The 17,237-nt window shown below is 69.0% G+C and carries 16 protein-coding genes; 4 read left to right on the top strand and 12 right to left on the bottom strand.

Translation table 11 applies throughout. The annotated features are described in order from the left end of the window. Positions 1–12 precede the first annotated feature (12 nt). From ACSFBM_RS17255 to ACSFBM_RS17225, 7 genes are all read right to left on the bottom strand, one after another. Positions 13–1,224, bottom strand: coding sequence for a DUF1501 domain-containing protein (locus tag ACSFBM_RS17255; RefSeq protein ID WP_435485423.1), 1,212 nt, complete (start codon positions 1,222–1,224; stop codon positions 13–15). Positions 1,225–1,385: 161 nt separating this feature from the next. Beyond that, positions 1,386–2,951: a DUF1800 domain-containing protein gene (locus ACSFBM_RS17250; RefSeq protein WP_435485422.1), complete on the bottom strand. Its 1,566-nt coding sequence runs from the start codon at positions 2,949–2,951 to the stop codon at positions 1,386–1,388. A 32-nt stretch (positions 2,952–2,983) separates the two neighbouring features. Continuing rightward, on the bottom strand, positions 2,984–3,466 hold the full coding sequence (locus tag ACSFBM_RS17245) for a hypothetical protein (RefSeq protein WP_435485421.1): 483 nt from the start codon (positions 3,464–3,466) through the stop codon (positions 2,984–2,986). A 130-nt stretch (positions 3,467–3,596) separates the two neighbouring features. Further along, entirely contained in the window at positions 3,597–4,271 is a 675-nt protein-coding gene (locus tag ACSFBM_RS17240; RefSeq protein ID WP_435485420.1) for a DsbA family oxidoreductase, read from the bottom strand. A gap of 50 nt (positions 4,272–4,321) precedes the next feature. Continuing rightward, entirely contained in the window at positions 4,322–5,737 is a 1,416-nt protein-coding gene (locus ACSFBM_RS17235; RefSeq protein WP_435485419.1) for an MFS transporter, read from the bottom strand. Between the two features lie 48 nt (positions 5,738–5,785). Then, the gene (locus ACSFBM_RS17230; protein ID WP_435485418.1) at positions 5,786–7,669 is read right to left on the bottom strand and encodes a bifunctional sugar phosphate isomerase/epimerase/4-hydroxyphenylpyruvate dioxygenase family protein; all 1,884 of its coding nucleotides are present in this window, start codon (positions 7,667–7,669) and stop codon (positions 5,786–5,788) included. A gap of 159 nt (positions 7,670–7,828) precedes the next feature. Continuing rightward, on the bottom strand, positions 7,829–8,809 hold the full coding sequence (locus ACSFBM_RS17225; protein ID WP_435485417.1) for a Bug family tripartite tricarboxylate transporter substrate binding protein: 981 nt from the start codon (positions 8,807–8,809) through the stop codon (positions 7,829–7,831). Positions 8,810–8,957: 148 nt separating this feature from the next. On the opposite strand from ACSFBM_RS17225, the gene ACSFBM_RS17220 reads away from it, so the two are divergent. Genes ACSFBM_RS17220 through ACSFBM_RS17205 form a run of 4 tightly spaced genes read left to right on the top strand, consistent with a single transcriptional unit; the run spans position 8,958 to position 12,673 of the window. Continuing rightward, on the top strand, positions 8,958–9,515 hold the full coding sequence (locus ACSFBM_RS17220; protein ID WP_435485416.1) for a VOC family protein: 558 nt from the start codon (positions 8,958–8,960) through the stop codon (positions 9,513–9,515). Next, positions 9,508–11,004 carry a bifunctional 3-(3-hydroxy-phenyl)propionate/3-hydroxycinnamic acid hydroxylase MhpA gene (gene mhpA, locus ACSFBM_RS17215; protein WP_435485415.1) on the top strand — a complete coding sequence of 499 codons (1,497 nt, stop codon included), beginning with the start codon at positions 9,508–9,510 and terminating at the stop codon, positions 11,002–11,004. The genes ACSFBM_RS17220 and mhpA overlap by 8 nt, the downstream gene beginning before the upstream one ends. Before the next feature lie 27 nt (positions 11,005–11,031). After that, positions 11,032–11,787 carry an IclR family transcriptional regulator gene (locus tag ACSFBM_RS17210; RefSeq protein ID WP_435440006.1) on the top strand — a complete coding sequence of 252 codons (756 nt, stop codon included), beginning with the start codon at positions 11,032–11,034 and terminating at the stop codon, positions 11,785–11,787. A 37-nt stretch (positions 11,788–11,824) separates the two neighbouring features. Continuing rightward, on the top strand, positions 11,825–12,673 hold the full coding sequence (locus ACSFBM_RS17205; RefSeq protein ID WP_435485414.1) for a fumarylacetoacetate hydrolase family protein: 849 nt from the start codon (positions 11,825–11,827) through the stop codon (positions 12,671–12,673). A 20-nt stretch (positions 12,674–12,693) separates the two neighbouring features. On the opposite strand, the gene ACSFBM_RS17200 is transcribed toward ACSFBM_RS17205, so the two are convergent. The 5 genes from ACSFBM_RS17200 to ACSFBM_RS17180 are packed head-to-tail and all read right to left on the bottom strand — an operon-like array spanning position 12,694 to position 17,233. After that, positions 12,694–13,458 (bottom strand): alpha/beta fold hydrolase, encoded by a 765-nt coding sequence (locus ACSFBM_RS17200; protein ID WP_435485413.1) that lies wholly within the window; start codon positions 13,456–13,458, stop codon positions 12,694–12,696. Then, a complete protein-coding gene (locus tag ACSFBM_RS17195) occupies positions 13,455–14,708 on the bottom strand; it encodes a multidrug effflux MFS transporter (RefSeq protein ID WP_435485412.1) in 1,254 nt (417 codons plus the stop codon). The genes ACSFBM_RS17200 and ACSFBM_RS17195 overlap by 4 nt, the downstream gene beginning before the upstream one ends. Next, positions 14,705–15,172, bottom strand: coding sequence for a carboxymuconolactone decarboxylase family protein (locus tag ACSFBM_RS17190; protein ID WP_435485411.1), 468 nt, complete (start codon positions 15,170–15,172; stop codon positions 14,705–14,707). Before ACSFBM_RS17190 ends, ACSFBM_RS17195 begins: the two co-directional genes overlap by 4 nt. Further along, a complete protein-coding gene (gene pcaB, locus ACSFBM_RS17185; protein ID WP_435485410.1) occupies positions 15,169–16,383 on the bottom strand; it encodes a 3-carboxy-cis,cis-muconate cycloisomerase in 1,215 nt (404 codons plus the stop codon). The genes ACSFBM_RS17190 and pcaB overlap by 4 nt, the downstream gene beginning before the upstream one ends. Before the next feature lie 16 nt (positions 16,384–16,399). Beyond that, a complete protein-coding gene (locus ACSFBM_RS17180) occupies positions 16,400–17,233 on the bottom strand; it encodes a shikimate dehydrogenase family protein (protein ID WP_435485409.1) in 834 nt (277 codons plus the stop codon). Positions 17,234–17,237 lie beyond the last annotated feature (4 nt).

Below are 17,237 nucleotides of genomic sequence, written 5' to 3'. Positions count from 1 at the left end.
GCGCCCTTCAATTCATACCAACTGCAGATCCTTCGGCGCGACGCCGTCGAACACGCGCGCCAGCTGCGCGGGCGACAGCCCGTACATCCGCTGGAACAGCCCGCCGAACACCGCCCGGTATTCATTGAGCACCGGGTAGTCGCGGTTCTGGAACAGCGTGGCCTGCGTCAGCGCCTGCTGCTCGCCGACGATGCGCCCGCCGGCCTGCGCCGAGAGCCCGCCGCCGAGCACCCAGTAGACGGTACCGTGCCCGTGGTCGGTGCCGCGGTTGCCGTTCTCGCGGAAGGTGCGGCCGAACTCGCTGATGACGACCACCACGGTCTGGCGCCAGGCGTCGTCGCCCATTTCCTGCGCGAAGCCGGCCACGCCGCGGCCCAGTTCCTCGAAGCGGTTGGCGAGGTAGCCGGTGGCGGCGCCCTGCCCCACGTGCGTGTCCCAGCCGCCGACGTCGACAAAGCCCAGGTCGAAGCGGTCGCGCATCAGCAGCGCCATGCGGCGCGCGACCAGCTCGAAGCCCTTGGCGGTCATGGCGTTGCGGCTGGCGGCGTCCATCTCGGCCTGCACGGCGCGCATCACCTCGTCGCGCACCTGGAAGCCTTCGGCCACCGGCTGGGCCAGCGCGGTGTTGCGGTACATGGCCGCAATGACCTGGCTTTGCCGCGCGTCGATGCCCGAGCGTGCATTGCCCGCCAGCGCCATGTTGGCGGCCTTGGCCTTGCCGCGCATCGAGATCGGCAACTGGTCGGTGAAGGCGATGGGCGACACGTCGGTGACGGGCCCGGCGCCGAGCACGCCGGCCAGCCGGTTGAGGAAGCCCGAGCCGTAGTCGCGGCGCTTGTCGAGCGCCTGGCCGAGCTCGATGGAATCTTGTGTCTCGAAGTGGCTGCGCGTGAGGTCGTCGGTGCCGGCGAAGGCGATGAAGGCGGCTTGCTTCTGCTGGAAGAGCGGCATCACGCTTTGCGCGAGCGCGGGGTGCAGGCCCCAGTTGCCGTCGAGCGGCAGCGCGCCGTTGGGCGTGCCGGGGCGCCCGATGGCGATATTGGGGCGCGAGGCGTAGTAGAAGTCGCTGGCGGTGGGCACGAGCAGGTTGCTGCAGTCGTACGCGCCGCGCAGGAACACGACCAGCAGCTTGGCACCTTCGGCCGCGGGCGCGGCCATGAGCTGGCCGGCGGCACCTGCGAAGGGAGCGGCGGCCATGAGCCGCAAGAGTTCTCGACGTTGCATGACGATGTGTCCTTTGTTCTTGCCTTGCTCCTTCCCCCTTTGGGGGAAGGCTGGGATGGGGGCACGGCGGCGCTTGCTTTCGCCGCAGCGCTTCATCGAGCGCCGCTTGCCCCCACCCCTGCCCTCCCCCAGCGGGGGAGGGAGAAAAACCAAAACCAACCTCAGCGGCGCATGAGCTCCGGCGACGCGAGCAGGAAGGTGTTCCACTCCTGCGGATTCTTCGCCTGCGCCAGCGCCTCGCGCGTGTCCGCGCTCAGCCCACCCTGCATCGCACGCACCGCGCGCGACTCGGCCAGTTGCGGAAACGCAGGCTTCTCCAGCGGCGCCTTGTCGTCCGCGCGGAACAGCACCGCGCCGTTCGTGCCGATGGCGCGCGCAATCTCGAAGCGCGTGTTCATCTGCCCCGCACTGGCCCAGGCCGCCTCGTTCAGCGGATAACCATCGGGCGTCTCGTGGCCGTACAGCGGCTCGCCCATGCGGTTGATCCAGCCGAGCATCGGGTTCACGTTCAGCGCCACGCGGTCGTCGTACGCGAGCCGCACGCCGGCCATCACGTAGTGCACCGGGTCGCGGAACTTGCGGCCCAGCGAGGCCGTGAACTCGGGCGACTCGAACAGCGCCTTCAGCGTGACGGCGATGTCGCCGTCGCTGCCCGTGAAGGCCGCGGCCATGCGATCGACCAGCGCCTGCGGCGGATCGTCCGACACGAAGTACACGGCCAGCTTGCGCGACACGAAGCGCGCGGTGGCCGGCGCGCGCGCCAGGCGGTCGAGCGCCTCGTCGGCCTCGGCCAGGCCGCGGCTCTGCATCGGTTGCCCGAGCAGCGTCTTCGGCCCGTAGTCATGCCGGTTCGGGTTGAACTCGAAGAGGCCCTTGCGCACGTAGTCGGCGCGCAGCGCAGGCCGCACGTTCGGCGGCGGTGCATCGAGCGGCTGCATGTTCACACCCACGCCGGTGAGCACGCGCGCCAGCTCCTGCACGTCGGCCTGCGAATAGCCGCTGCCCACGCCCAGCGTGTGCAGCTCCATGAGCTCGCGCGCATAGTTCTCGTTGATGCGGTTGGCCGCGTTCTGCGCGTTGTCCAGGTAGCGCAGCATGGCCGGGTGATGCAGCGTGGCGCCGAGCAGGTCGCGGAACTTGCCGAGCGCGTGCGGGCGAATGGCGTTCTCTTCGTAGTCGCCCACCATCGCGCGGATGTTGTCCTTGCGCAGGTTGACGTTGAAGTGGTTCATCCAGAACCACGTCATCTGCTCCTGCAGCTGGTTGGGCGAATACAGGGCGCGCAGCACGAAGCGCGTCTGCGCCTCGCGTGCGAGGTTGTTGAGCTGCTGCTGGTAGGCCTGCCGCGCGGCCTTCTTCTGGTCTTCGTCGGGCAGCGCATCGGCGGCCTTGCGTTGCGCGTCGAGTTCGGTCACGAGCTGGTCGAGCGGGGTGCGCGAAATGGCCATGGCGTCGATCTGCGCCTGCGCGGCAGCCGGCAGCAGCGTGGGGCGCGGGTTGAGTTGGTCACGCATCCACAACGACAGCCCGCGCTGCGCAAGCTGCGCGTCGCTGCTGGCGTTGGCGCCCCAGCTCACGCGGTCGAGCCAACGCAGGCGCGTGGCTTCGTTCACGGGTGCCGAGGGCAGCGACACCGACACCAGCGGCCGCCGGTCGCCCGGTGCGCTCGCGCAGGCCGCGAGCAGGGCCAGCGCGCACGCGCCAAGCGCCATCGACGCGCGGCGCATGGAGAAGCACGAAGCAGTGCCAGGCACCGCCCTCACTCCCTGCGCATGTCGTGGTGGCGCACGTCGCCGATGGCGTGCTGCGCGGTGGCGAGCGCCAGGTCGACGTGCGCCAGGCCGCGTTGCTGGAACGGCCGCGAGCGCGGGTCGTCTTCTTCGCGCGCCACGTCGGAGCGCACCTTGCGCAGCAGGTCGGCCGCCACGTGCAGGCGGCCTTCGCGCGGCAGCCATGCATCGGTGGGCTCGCGCCATTGCACGGGCTTGCCGTCGAGCCATGCGGCGTGCTGCAGGTCGCCGATGGCGGCATGGATTTCGTCGACCACCACCTGTTCGTCGCGCGAGACCTGCCCGTCTTCGGGGCGGCGGTGCTCCACCTGCCACGCAGCGGTGCGCAGGTCGGACAAGGCGTGCAGGTAGAACGGATGCTTGCCGTATTCGTCGGCTTGCGCGGGCAGCGAGACCGCCGCCATGAGGGCAAGGGCGACGGCCGAGGCGGCCATGAGGCTTTTCTTCTTCATCAACATCTTCGGGGCTCCTGAGGGTGACAGCAAATTCAAGGATGCCTCCTCAACCGCTGAAACCCGCGCCGCGTTGACGCTCTTTACCTTCGTAACGCTGCGCAAAGATGACGCCGCGGCGCCCCCGAAGTCAGGCCACGGACAGGCTCGCCGGTGCAGCCCCGGCAATCTGCCGCAGCGCGCGCTCGAACACCTCGACGGGCTGGCCGCCGGAGATGAGGTGCTGGTCGTTGATGATGATCGCGGGCACCGAGTGAATGCCCGCGTCGGTGTACATGCGCTCGCGCTCGCGGGTTTCCTGCGCGAACGCGTCGCTGTTCAATATCTCGCGCGCACGTGCCGCGTCGAGCCCCGCTTCGGTTGCCGCGCGCACCAGCACCTCGGGGTCGGAGGGGTTCTGGCTGTCGGTGAAATAGGCCTTCAGCAGCAGCTTCTTCAGCGTCGCCTGCTTGGCCGGGCTTTCCAGCTCGGCCCAGTGCAGCAGGCGGTGGGCGTTGAAGGTGTTGTACACACGCGGGCGGCCTTCGGGGCTGAACTCGAAGCCGACGGCCGCGCCGCGCTGGCGGATCATTTCGCGCGACTGCGCCTGCTGCTCGCGCGTGGAGCCGTACTTTTCGTTCAGGTGCTCGAAGGTGTCCTGGCCTTCGGGCGGCATCTGCGGGTTCAGCTCGAAGGGCTGGAAGTGCAGCTCCGCGGTGACGTCGGGCGCCACCCGCCGGATGGCCGCTTCGAGGGAACTCAGGCCCACGGCGCACCAGGGGCAGGACACATCGGAGACGAAATCGATCTTGAGGTGGGAGGTCATGGCGCCATTCTTCACGGCCCCCCAACCCTTGGTGCGCGAAAGGTTTTCGCTCAGGCGCGGGCCGTGGCCTTGGCCATGCGGGCGTCCGACAGCGTCTGCTCGCGCAGGCGGTCGTATTCCTGCTTGTCCACCGGCACGGCGTTGGGGTTGCCCAGGTCCTTCATGTGGATGCGGTACGTTTCCCGCGCACTCATCGCCGCCAGCGCCGCAAGAATGGTCACCGCGAAGGAGATGGCGCCCACGGTGAGCCACACGTTGGTCGAGCCCGGAGGCGCGACGGCGGCGAACAGGGCCGGCAGCAGCGCGGTGATGGTGGTGCCCACGTTCTGCGAGATGGCCATGGCCGACACGCGGTTGCGGGTGCGGAACAGCTCCGGATAGAAGCTCGGGAAGGTGGCGTTGTAGCCCTGGTACACGATGCCCCACATCAGCAGCGACATGCACACGGCCAGCGGCACGTTCCGGATGCTGATGGCATACAGGTAGGCAAACGACAGCAGGCCAGAGGCCAGCGCGCCGACGATGATGGGCGGGCGGCGGCCGATGCGGTCCGACAGGTTGCCCACGAACGGGATCACGATCACGGCGAGGATGTTGCCCAGCACCGGAATCCACAGGTACACGTCCTTCTGGAAGCCGATGCCGTAGGCGGCCTGCACGGCATAGGCCGCGCCGAACACCGTGGCCACCACCGGAATGACGTTCATCAGCGCCATGCACACCACGCGCAGCATGTCGGCCCAGCTGTCCGTGAAGGCCTGGACGATCGGCGCCTTGGCCACTTCGCCCTTCTTGTCGACTTCGGCGAAGGCCGGTGTTTCGTCCACTTCGCGGCGGATGATGTAGCCGGCCACGATCACCAGGAAGCTCAGCAGGAATGGAATGCGCCAGCCCCACGAGTTGAAGGCGTCTTCAGGCATGTAGTGCGCCAGCGGCAAGAACACGGCGGCCGCCAAAATCTGGCCGGCCTGCACACCCTGCAGCGTGAAGCTCGCGAAGAAGCCGCGACGCCCGAACGGCGCGTGTTCCAGAATCATCGAGCTCGCGCCCGAGATTTCACCGGCCACGGCAAAGCCCTGCACCAGGCGCAGCAGCACCAGCAGCGCGGGTGCCAGCAGGCCGACCTGGTCGTAGGTCGGCAGCAGGCCGACGGCCACGGTCGAGAAACCCATCAGGAACATGCACAGCACCAGCACCTGCTTGCGCCCGTGCGTGTCTCCCCAGTGGCCGAGCACGAAGGCGCCGATGGGGCGCGCGACGTAGCCCACGCCGTAGGTCGCGAGCGACGCGATGATGGCGGTCTTGGGGTCGCCCTTGGGAAAGAAGATCTGCGGAAAGATCAGCGCCGCCGCGGTGGCGTAGATGAAGAAGTCGTAGTACTCCAGCGCCGAGCCGATCCAGCCGCTTGCCGCGGCCTTCTTCGACTGGTGCCTGCCTTGCGGCTCATGGGCTGTGTTGGTGGCCATGTGTTGTCTCCAGTGTTGACAGGTAAGTAATCAGAAAAACCCGGCGAATCAGTCCTGCGCCTGCGACGCCATGCGCGCCGGTGCATTGAGGGCACCGTACGCGTCGTAGCGGCCCACGCGCTGTGCGACCTCGAAGAACAGTCCGCCCTCGAAACTCTCGGTATAGATGTGCAGGTAGTCGCCGGCCGGCGAGCGGTCGAACAGCACGCCCGCTTCGCGCATGCGCGCCAGCAGCTCGGGTGCGAGGTCGATGCGCGTGGCCAGGTCGTCGTAGTAGTTGTCCGAAATGGGCACGAAGCGCGTGCCGTTGGCGCGCAGCTTCGCGGCCGTGGCGAAGATGTCCGCGCAGCTCAGCGCGATGTGGTGCACCGCGCCGCCGCCGGTCACGCTCAGCGTGCGCGCGGTGCGGGTGCGCTGGCTCAGCGACACGTTCAGCACCAGGCGCAGGCTGCGCTCGGCGTTGGCCACGCCGCGGCTGCGGATCAACCCGAAGGGGTCGGCCAGCTCCAGGCTTTCGCCCGGTTCGAGCCCCAGCACGGCTCGGGTGAACAGCACCCAGGTGTCGAGCTGGTCGAGCGCCAGGCCCAGGGCCACGTGGTCGATGCGCTGCAGGCCGGCGTCGTTCGCATCGGTGCCCGCGTCTTCGAGCACGAAGTCGGCCTCGTACAGGCCGTTGGCGCCCAGCGCCTCGGGCACGAAGTGAATCAGGTTGCCACCCGGCGCCACGATGGCCGGCACGCGCAGCTCGTTCGGGCCGACCGGGCTGTCGTGCCGCTGCGAACGCATGGCGGTGGCGCGGCCCACGGCGGCGAGCGGGTCGTCGCAGCGCACGCCCAGCGCGCACACCGAGGTGCCGTGCGCGTCGAAGCGCTGCCGCGCGAAGGAGTCGGGCTGGGCGTTCACGATCAGGTTGATCTGGCCCTGGCGGTACAGCGTCACGGCCTTGGAGCGGTGCTTGCCGATGCGGCGAAAGCCCAGCTGCGAGACCACGGTGTGCAGCGTCGGGGCCGAGGCCTCGTCGGCCGCGAATTCGATGAACGACAGGCCCGACAGCGCCGGTGCCGGCGGCGGGTTGAACAGCTCCACGCGCTGCGGCTGCACGGGCTCGGCGGCCGCCATGCGCTGGCGCGCCTCGCTCTCGAGGTACAGCAGCGAGCGCATCGCATCCACGGCGGTACGGCGGTTGGGCGTCTCGCGAAAGATGTCGTTGAAGATCTCCAGCGACAGCGGCCCGGTGTAGCCCGCGCGCAGCACCTGCTCGAAGAAGCCGATGACGTCGAAGTCGCCCTGCCCCGGAAACGAGCGGTGGTGGCGCGCCCACTGCAGCACGTCCATGGCCAGCAGCGGCGCATCGGCCATCTGCAGGAAGAAGATCTTGTCGCCCGGAATGTCGGCGATGCCCGCCGGGTCGTCCTTCAGCGACAGCGTGTGGAAGCTGTCGAGAATCAAGCCGAGGTGCGGATGGTTCGCCTGCTTCACGATGTGCCAGGCCTGGCCGTACAGCGAGGTGTGGCGTCCCCAGGCCAGCGCCTCGAAGCCCACGCGCAGGTTGCGGCGCGCGGCGCGCTCGGCCAGCTCGTGCAGCTGCGCGGCAGCCCGTGCCGGGTCGTTCAGGCACAGCGGCGACGTGTTGGAGCAGCACAGCACCAGGGGCGCGCCCATGGCTTCCATCAGGTCGAACTTGCGCTCGGCGCGCTCCAGGCTGCGGCGGAACTGCGGCTCGGGCATGGCCTCGAAGTCGCGAAACGGCTGGTACAGGTCGATCGTCAGGCCGAGGTCGGCCGTGATGCGGCGCAGGTCGCCGGCAGTGCCCTTGAAGTTGATGAAGTCGGCCTCGAACAGCTCGATGCCGTCGAAGCCGGCGGCCGCGACGGCTTCGAGCTTCTGGCGGAGGGTGCCGCTGAGCGATACGGTGGCGATGGAGCGGTGCATGGGGTGGACTTTAGAAACACCCGGCCCGCGCCACAATCTATTCAGAGGCCCGCTGATCGATCAGCGATCAAATACGTCCGTTAATCGCACGTAATACGGGATACACCTAGGATCCCGGGGGCTGGGGTGATCCGGCCGGCCACCCGCGGGCCCCAGCGTTCAGTCGAGTTTGACTTTGGCGGCACTGATCACCTTGCCCCACATCGCACGGTCGGCGTCGATGAAAGCCTTGAACTCGGCAGGCGTGTTGCAGCGCAGTTCACCGCCGTAGTCGCGCCACTTCTTGATGAGCTCCGGCGAAGTGCAGGCCTTCTGCATCGCGGCGTTGACCTTGTCGATGATGGCTTTGGGCGTGCCGACCGGCGCCAGGATGCCCTGCCACGCGATGGGTGCGTAGTCCGGCAGGCCCGACTCGGCAAAAGTCGGCACGTCGGGGAAGCTTGGGTGGCGCTCCTTGCCGGTGATGGCCAGCAGCTTGAGCTTGCCCGCGCGGATGTTGCTGGCCGCGGCCGGCAGGCCGTCGAACATGAGCTGCACCTGCCCTGCGATGAGGTCGGTGTACGGGCTGCTGCTGTTGTAGGGCACCAGGTTGGTGGCAACGCCAGCGGCGGCGTTGAACCACACGGCCGACAGGTGCGAATAGCTGCCGATGCCGGCCGTGGCCACGTCCACGCTGCCGGGCTTGGCCTTGAGCGCGGCGACGAGCGCGCGCTCGTCCTTGACCGCGATGCCCGGCGTGGCGACCAGACCGGTGTTGAGCACGCCCAGCAGGCTCACGGGTGCGAAGTCGCGCTCGGCGTTGAAGGGCAGTTTCGAATAGAGATGCGGCACCACCGACAGCGAGCTGGTCGTGCCGATGTACAGCGAGTAGCCGTCGGCCGGGGCCTTGGCGGCGACCTCGGTGCCGATGATGTTCGACGCGCCGGGGCGGTTCTCCACATAGAAGGTCTGGCCCAGGATGCGGGTGAGCTCGGCCGCGATCTCGCGCGCATTCGCATCGGGCCCGCTGCCCGCCGGGAAGGGGGCAATGATGCGCACCGCCTTGGTCGGGTAGTCGGACTGTGCCCACGCACTTGCGCCCGCCGACACGCACAACGCGAGCGCCATGCAGCGGCCAACAGCCAAATTTCTGAATTTCATGGATTGTCTCCTGGTGTGATTTCATGTGTTAGAAACCTGTTCTAATCATACAAACACACCATTCATTGTCAATATGTGAGAATATTGATATTATTTCAGTGTATCGAGCCAGAACGGGCTCGGGCTTTTTCGCGTGGAGACAAAACCGATGCTCGACCAGACCCCCTCCGACCTGCAGTTCAGCCATATCGGCCTGTATGTGAGCGACCTGCCCCTGATGGCCGGCTTCTACAAGCAAGCGCTGCGCTTCACGCAGACCGACGCCGGCGACCTGGGCACGGTGCAGCTCGTGTTCCTCAGCCGCGACCCGCGCGAGCACCATCAGCTGGTGCTGGCCACCGGGCGGCCCGCGGACATGGGCTTCAACGTGGTGAACCAGATTTCGTTCCGCGTGCCCGACATCGCCACGCTGCGCCGGTACCACGACCGCATGCTGGCCGGGGGCGCGAGCGACATGCACCCCGTGACGCACGGCAACGCCGTCTCGGTGTACTGCCGCGACCCCGAAGGCAACCGCCTCGAACTGTTCATGGACACGCCCTGGTACTGCGACCAGCCGCTGCGTGAACCCGTGGATCTGTCGCAGCCCGACGAGGCGATCCTTGCGCAGGCCGAGGCCATCGCCAAGCGCCTGCCCAGGTTCATGAGCCGCGCGCAATGGCAGGCCGACGTGGCGCGCCGCATGCAGGAAGACCAACGTGACTGAGCGCGCCGTGCACGACGTGGCCATCGTCGGCCTCGGGCCGACCGGCGCGATGCTGGCCAACCTGCTGGGCGCGGCGGGGCTGTCGGTGGTGGTGCTGGAAAAAGAGAGCGGCATCTTCGCGCTGCCGCGCGCCATTCATTTCGACGGCGAGGTGCTGCGCATTCTTCAGGGCGCGGGGTTGCGCGACGCGGCGCTGGCCATCGCGCGGCCCGGCGAACAGGGCATGCACTTCGTCAACGGCGCGGGCGAGACGATGCTGATTCGCGGCGGCGCCACCGCACTGGGGCCGCACGGCGGCGCCAACAACTACTACTTTCACCAGCCGCAGCTCGAGGCGGTGCTGCGCGAAGGGCTCGCGCGCTTCCCCAATGTCGATGTGCGCCTGCGCCACGAAGTCCTGAGCGTCGACCAGGACGCCGACAGCGCCGTGCTACAGGTGCGCAATATCGAGGCGGACCGCACATCGAGCGTGCGCGCCCGCTACGTGGTGGGCTGCGACGGCGCGCGTTCCCCCGTGCGGGCGCGAATGGGCAGCCCCATGACCGACCTCGGCCTGAAGCAGCCGTGGCTGGTGTTCGACGTGGTGCTCGAGAAAGACGTCGCGCTGCCGCAGCACACGGTCCAGCACTGCGACCCGGCGCGACCCATGACGTATTGCAACGTCGTCGGCAACCGACGACGCTGGGAAATCATGGTCCTGCCCGGTGACGACCGCGAAGCGATGCTGCGGCCCGAGGCGCTGTGGCGCCTGGTCGCGCCGTGGCTGCGGCCCGACCAGGCTCGGCTCGAACGCGCTGCGATCTACACCTTTCACTCGGTGATCGCACAAGGCTGGCGCAGCGCGCGCCTGTTGCTGGCCGGCGATGCCTGCCACCAGACCCCGCCCTTCCTCGGCCAAGGCATGTGCGCGGGCATCCGCGACGCGGCCAATCTCGCCTGGAAGCTGGAAGCCGTGCTCAGGCGCAAGGCTGCGCCTTCATTGCTCGACACCTACGAGTCGGAGCGCGCCCCGCACGTGCGCGCCCTGATCGAACTGGCCGTGCGCCTGGGCAACATCATCCAGACCACCGACCCTGCGCTGGCCGCCGAGCGCGACGCCAGGTTTCGCACCGGCCGCCCCGAGATCTTCGAGCTGCCGCCGCAGATGCTCGGCGCGGGCGCGTTCGACGCCACGCCCGGCACGCCCGCCGGGCGGCCCTTTCCGCAGCCGCGGCTCGACGACGGCCGCCTGCTCGACGAAGCGCTCGGCCCGCGCAGCGCCGTCATCGGCCATGCGCGGGCGCTGGCCTGCGCGGCACCCGCCACGGCCGAGCTGTGGCGCCGTGCCGGCGCCGTCGTCATCGACCGCCCCGACGCGTCGCTGAGCGCCTGGCTGGCCAGCAATGAAGCCCAAGCGGTGATACTGCGGCCCGACCGATACATCGTCGGCGTTGCGCGCACGGGGCTCGATCTGGATCGCATCTCGCAATACCTTCCCGCCGCGCCATGAAGTTCAAACCATTCGGAAGGAATTGGCGTGCCGGAAAAATCCATGTCCAGCCTGGGCCGCATGCTGGCCGTGCTGGACCTGTTCGACGACAGGCACCTCACGCGCACCGCGGACGACATCGCCGTGCAGCTCGAGGTGTCGCTGCCCACGGGCTACCGCTACGTGCGCCTCCTGCTGGAGGCCGGGCTGCTGCAGCGCGTGGAAGATTCGCACTACGCGCTGGGGCCGCGCATCATCTTGCTGGACCACTACATCCGCAAGGCCGACCCCGTGCTGCGCGAAGGCATTCCGGTGATGCGCGAGCTGGTCGCGGCCACGGGCTTCGATTGCGTCGCCTCGGGTGTGTTCGGCATGCAGGTGCTGGACACGCACCGCGAGATGGGCAGCACGCCGCCCACGCTGTCGTACGGGCGCGGCCGGCCGCGCCCGCTGTTCCTGGGCGGCGCGCCGAAGGTGCTGCTGGCCAGCTTCACACCACCGCAGCTGCGCAAGGTGTTCGATGCACGCCAGGAAGAGGCGGTGCGCAGCGGCCTGCCGGCGGAGTGGAGCGACTTCCGCAAACACTACGCGGCCATCCGCAAGGCGGGCCACTACGTGTCGATCGGCGAGCTGGAGCCGCAACTGGCGGCCGTCGCCGCGCCGATTCCCAAGGCCGACGGGGGTGCATGGGCCGCGATTTCGCTGGTCTTCGACACCGCCCGCCTGTCCATCGTCGACCTGGACAAGCTGGTTCAGCTGATCACCGAAGGCGCCGCGCGCATTGGAGGTCGACTGGCCCGGTAAACCGTTTCTTCAACCCCACTGCCCTCGGAGGCACACCATGAAACTCATCAGCTACCAACACAACGGCCAGGACAGCTACGGCGCCGTGCTCGGCGAACGCATCGTCGACCTGCGCGAAGTCTTCGGCGCACGCGCCACGGACCTCAAGGCGCTCATCGCCGCCGGACTGCTCGGGGAAGCGGCGCAGGCCGCGTCGAGCGCCAAGACCACGCTGCCGATGAGTGAGGTGACGCTGCTGCCGGTGATTCCCAACCCCGGCAAGATCGTGTGCGTGGGGCTGAACTACGGCGACCACGTGCGGGAAACGGGGCGCGAGATCACCGAGAAGCCGACGCTGTTCCTGCGCGTCGCCGAATCGCAGGTCGCGCATGGGCAGGACATCGTCATGCCGCCCGAGTCGGGCAAGCTGGACTTCGAGGGCGAGATCGCGATCGTCATCGGGCAAGGCGGGCGGCGCATCGACGAAGCGCACGCCTGGGACCACATTGCCGGGTACGCCTGCTACAACGACGGCTCCATCCGCGACTGGCAGACCGCCACGCCGCAATGGACCGCCGGAAAGAACTTCTGGCGCACCGGCGGCTTCGGCCCCTGGCTGGTGACGAGCGACGACATCGCGCACGGGCAGGTCATGACGCTGGTCACGCGGCTGAACGGGCAGGAAATGCAGCGCACGACCACCGACAAGCTGATTCACAGCATTCCGCGCCAGATTGCGCACATTTCGACGTTCATGCCGCTGGCGCCGGGCGACGTGATCGTCACCGGCACGCCGGGCGGCGTGGGCGCCAAACGCACCCCGCCCGTGTGGATGAAGCCGGGCGACGTGGTCGAGATCGAGGTCGACGCCATCGGCATCCTGCGCAACGGCATTCGCGCGGAGTGAGCGCGACAGCGCTCTCTTGATTAGAGACTGCGCCAGAAATCGATCAGCAGCTGCGTGAACTCCACCGGCCGCTCGGCCGCGCTCACGTGCGCCGCGTCGATGGTGGCCAGGCGCGCACCCGGAATGGCGGCCACCATGGCCTCGGACATGGCCAGCGGCGTGGCCTCGTCCTGCAGGCCGCCGATGACCAGCGTGGGCACCGCGATGCGGCGGTTGCTCTCGCGAAAGTCGATGGCGGCCACGGCGTTGCAGCTCTCGATGTAGCCCTGCGCGTCGGTGCGCACCAGCGTGTCGTGCAGCGCCTTGGCGGCCGCCGCGCCTTCGGCCGTGCCCGCGAAGGCCGGCGTGAGCCAGCGCGACACCGCGCCGGGCGCAATGGCGGCCACGCCCTTGGCGTTGACCGTCTCGGCGCGCGCGCGCCAGGGCGCCTGGTCGGGGTAGTGGGACGACGAGTTGGCGATGACCACGGTCTTCAGCAACTCGGGGTGCCGCACGGCCAGCGCCTGCGCGGTCATGCCGCCCATCGACAGGCCGACGAAATGCACCGGCTCGCCACCCGCCTCGCGCGCGATGAGCTCGGCCGCATCCTGCGCCAGCGTCTCGATGCGCAGCGCGCCGGGCACCACGTCCGATGCGCCGTGGTTGCGGTGGTCGTAGCGCACCACGGTGTGGGCGCGCGAAAGCAGCGCGGCCACGGCGTCCCACATGTGCAGGTCGCAGCCGAGCGCATGGCTGAGCACGACGATGGGGCCGTTGCCCTCGCGAACGACGTTCAAACGGGTCATGGTGTGGTTTCCTTTGTCGGATGTGCAGGGTGTGCAGCAGGTTGGAAGTGTTGCAGGCGCGGCAGCCAGAAGAACGCAATGGCCATCAGCACGCAGCCGGCCAGCAGCATGGGCACGACCATCGGCCAGGCGCCATGGGAGTAGCCGGGGTCGACGAACAGCGCGGCAATTTGCCCCACGCAGAACGCGACCATCATCATGCCGAAGCCCGACCACGACACCGCCCGCCCCGCCAGGTGCGGCAGGTCGCCCACGGCGCCCGCCTGCCCGCAGGGTTGATGGATGCCGTGGCCCAGGCAGTACACGGCGTGGCCCACCAGCAGCGGCACCGCGCTGAGCGGCAGCAGCAGGCAGCCCAGCGCCTGGATGACGGGCCCTGCCAGGCTCAGCGATGCGCCCAGCCGCACCGTGCGCACCGGCCCGTAGCGGCGCAGCAGCGTGCGGCACATGGTGGTGCTGAAGATGTAGACCAGCGAGCCGCCGGCCGGGATCCACCCGTACCACGCGGGCGACCAGCCCAGGTAGCCGATGTAGACCATGGGCGACAGCAGCAGAAAGCAGAACAGGCCGCCGTAGGTGGTCGCGGCCAGCGAGGCCCAGGCGCGAAACGACCGGCTCGCGAACACGGCGCGCGTGCTGCCGCGCGGCGCGGAAGATTCGCCGCTGCCCTGTGCGAACGGCCGGCGCGTTTCGCCGAAGGAGCGCCAGCACAGCGCGAGCAGCACCGAGGCGTAGAGCGCCATCGCCACCATCACCCAGCGCCAGCCCGCCCCCTGCACCAGCCAGGCGCCCAGCAGCGGCGCGGCCAGGCCGACCACGCCCAGCCCCGTGAGGCCGCGCGCCATCACGTGCGGGCCTTCGTGCGCGGGGTACAGGTCGCGCACCGCCGCGCGCGCGCACACCAGGATGGCCGCCATCGAAAAGCCCTGCAGCGTGCGCCAGCCCGCGAGCAACGCCACGCTGCCCGCGAACGCGCCGCCCAATGCGGCCAGCACATAGCAGGCGAGCCCCGCCAGCAGCACCGGCCGCCGGCCGAAGCGGTCGGCCAGCGGGCCGCACAGCAGCTGCGCAAAGCCGAAGGCCAGCACGAACAGCGTGAGGCTGGTGCTGGCCGAGCCGAGCTCGCTGGCAATGGCCGGGAGCGCGGGAAGATAACTGTCGGTGGCCACCGGCTGCGCCGCGAGCAGCAGCGGCAGCAGCAAGGTGAAGCTGACGTCGAACCGGCCCTTGCGGGCGACCGGCGCGCTCACCGGGTGGCGGGTTGCGGTGACGAAGCGGCGGCCAGCAGGCCCTTTTCGCGCAGGATGTTCGTCGCAATGCCGAAGGCATGGTTGGCCACGGGCACGCCGCAGTAGATGGCGGCCATCATGATCACTTCCTTGATGTCTTGCGGCGTGAGGCGCGACTCGGGCGGGCCGTCGAGCGCGGCGCGCACGTGCATCGCGAACTCCTCGTACGCGTGGATGCCCAGCATCATCGACAGCACCATGTAGCGGCGCGTCTTGTCGCCCAGCGCGGGGCGGCCCCAGATGTCGTTCCAGGCATGGCGCGTGATGAGTTCCTGGAACTCGGCGTTGAACTCGTTGCGGTTGGCGAGCGACTTGTCGACCCAGGCATCGCCGAGCACGCGGCGGCGGTTGAGCAGGCCGGACTCGTAGCCTTCGGCGGGCATCTCGGAGGCCGTTGGCGCGGCGGGAAATTCGGGGGCGGTCATTGCGAGAGTTCCTTGTGTTCGGTGAGCCGGGCCTGCAGCGCCTTCACTTCGGCGAGCGCGGTCTGTCCGGCATGGTGGGCGAGCGCGGGGTCGAACCATTCGTCGGCCGCGTCGCGCGGGAGTTCGGCGCGCAGCCGGTCGATGTTGGCGCGCATGCGCGCGGCGTCGACCTGCAGCCCGGGCAACGCACCCGCCATGGCGCGCGTGCTGCCGTGCGCGGACATCAGCAGTTGCGGCCATTCGGCCAGCTCGGCCTGCCAGGCGCCGAGCGCGCGTTCGTGTTGTTGCGGCATGGCCCCGAGCAGCGCGGCCACGCGTTGCGGCGCGCGGTGCGCGGCGGCGATGGCCACCATCGAGGCCACCGGGTTGCGCTTGTGCGGCATGGCCGACGAGCCGCCACGGCCGGGCTCGCTGGGCTCGGCCACTTCGGCCACTTCGTACTGGCCGAGCAGCGCGATGTCGACCGCGATCTTGCCGAGGCTGCCCGTCATCAGGCCGAGCTCGCAGCCGAGTGCGACCCACTCGTCGCGCTGCGTGTGCCACGTGGCGCCGGGGTCGCCCAGGCCCAGTTCCTTGGCCATGCGTTTGCGCACGGCCGGGCCCTGCCCCTTCATCTGCGCGAGCGTGCCCACGGCGCCGCCCAGCTGCAACTGCAGCGCGTGCTTCGCAGCTTCGCGCAGCCGGATGCGGCTGCGCACCAGCGGCGCGGCCCAGCCCGCGCACTTGAAACCGAAGCTGGTGACCGAAGCCGGCTGCATCAGCGTGCGCGCGAGCATCGGCGTTTCGGCGTGCGTGACGGCCAGGCGCAGCAGCGCGTCGGCGGCCTTGGCCAGGTCGGTTTCAATGAGTGCCACGGCCTCGCGCGTGACCAGCGACATGGCGCTGTCGATCACGTCCTGGCTGGTGCTGCCGAAGTGCACGAAGGGCGCGGCATCGGCATTGAACATGCCCACCGCGTCGCGCAGCGCCTTCACCAGGGGAATGGCGACGCTGCCGGCACGCCCGCTTTCGCGCACGATCTTCGGCACGTCGAACAGCTCGACCTTGCAGCTGCTGACGATGGAGTGCGCGGCACTCTCGGGGATCAGCCCCTCGGCGGCCTGCGCCCGCGCCAGCGCGGCCTCGAAGCGAAGCATGGCGTCGACGAAGGCGCGGTCGCTGAAAGCACCGAGCGTTTCGGACGTGGAGAGAAAGCCTTCGAAAATACTCATGCGCAAACCTGCTCTTTCAATATTTCAATTGGGCCACGGCGCGCAATTCCTCCGGGGACGCTGTGCCGAATCCGAAGAACTCCAGGTACGCCGGAATCATCTCGAACAGCATGTCCGTGCCCACCTGCACCTGGCAGCCCTTGGCCTTGGCGGCCAGCAGAAGCGGCGTGAACTCGGTCTTCATCACGACCTCGCCGACGAAGGTGCACGCATCGATGCGCTCCACGTCGAAGGGCAGCGGGTCGGTCTCCTTCATGCCCAGCGGCGTGGCGTTGACGACCACGTCGTAGCCGGCCGGGTCCTTCGAACCTGTGGCGACCTTCATCTGCGGGTAGTGCTCGCGCAGCCGCGCGGCCAATGCGTTGGCGGACGCCTCGCTCATGTCGAACAGCATCAGCTCGGCGGCGCCGGCCGCCGCAATCGATGCGGCAATGGCCGAGCCCACGCCGCCCGTGCCCGACACCAGCACCCGCGTGCCCTTGAACAGGCGGCCCTTGCGCTCCACGCCGCGCACGAAGCCCGCGCCGTCGAACTGGTCGCCCAGCAGCGTGCCGTCGGGGCGCTTGAGGATGGCGTTGCACGCGCCCGCCACGCGCGCGGTGGGCGTCACCTCGTCGACCAGCGACATCGTCGTGACCTTGTGCGGCATGGTCACCAGCGCGCCGCGCAGGTTGCTGAACCTGAAGATCTGCGGCAGCGAGGCCGCGTAGTCCTCGGGCTTCACGCCCATGGGCACCACCACCGCGTCGATGCCCTGCTTGTCGAACCAGGGGTTGTAGATCATCGGGGCCTTGAAGGCCTCGGTGGGAAAGCCCAGGTGGGCGATGAGCGTGGTCTTGCCGGAAATCATGTGG

This window comes from Variovorax pasteuri (genome assembly GCF_051216435.1).
Classification (GTDB): Bacteria; Pseudomonadota; Gammaproteobacteria; order Burkholderiales; family Burkholderiaceae_C; genus Variovorax.
Note: the sequence above shows the minus strand (reverse complement) of the source record. Positions and strands in the feature narration are given on the sequence as shown.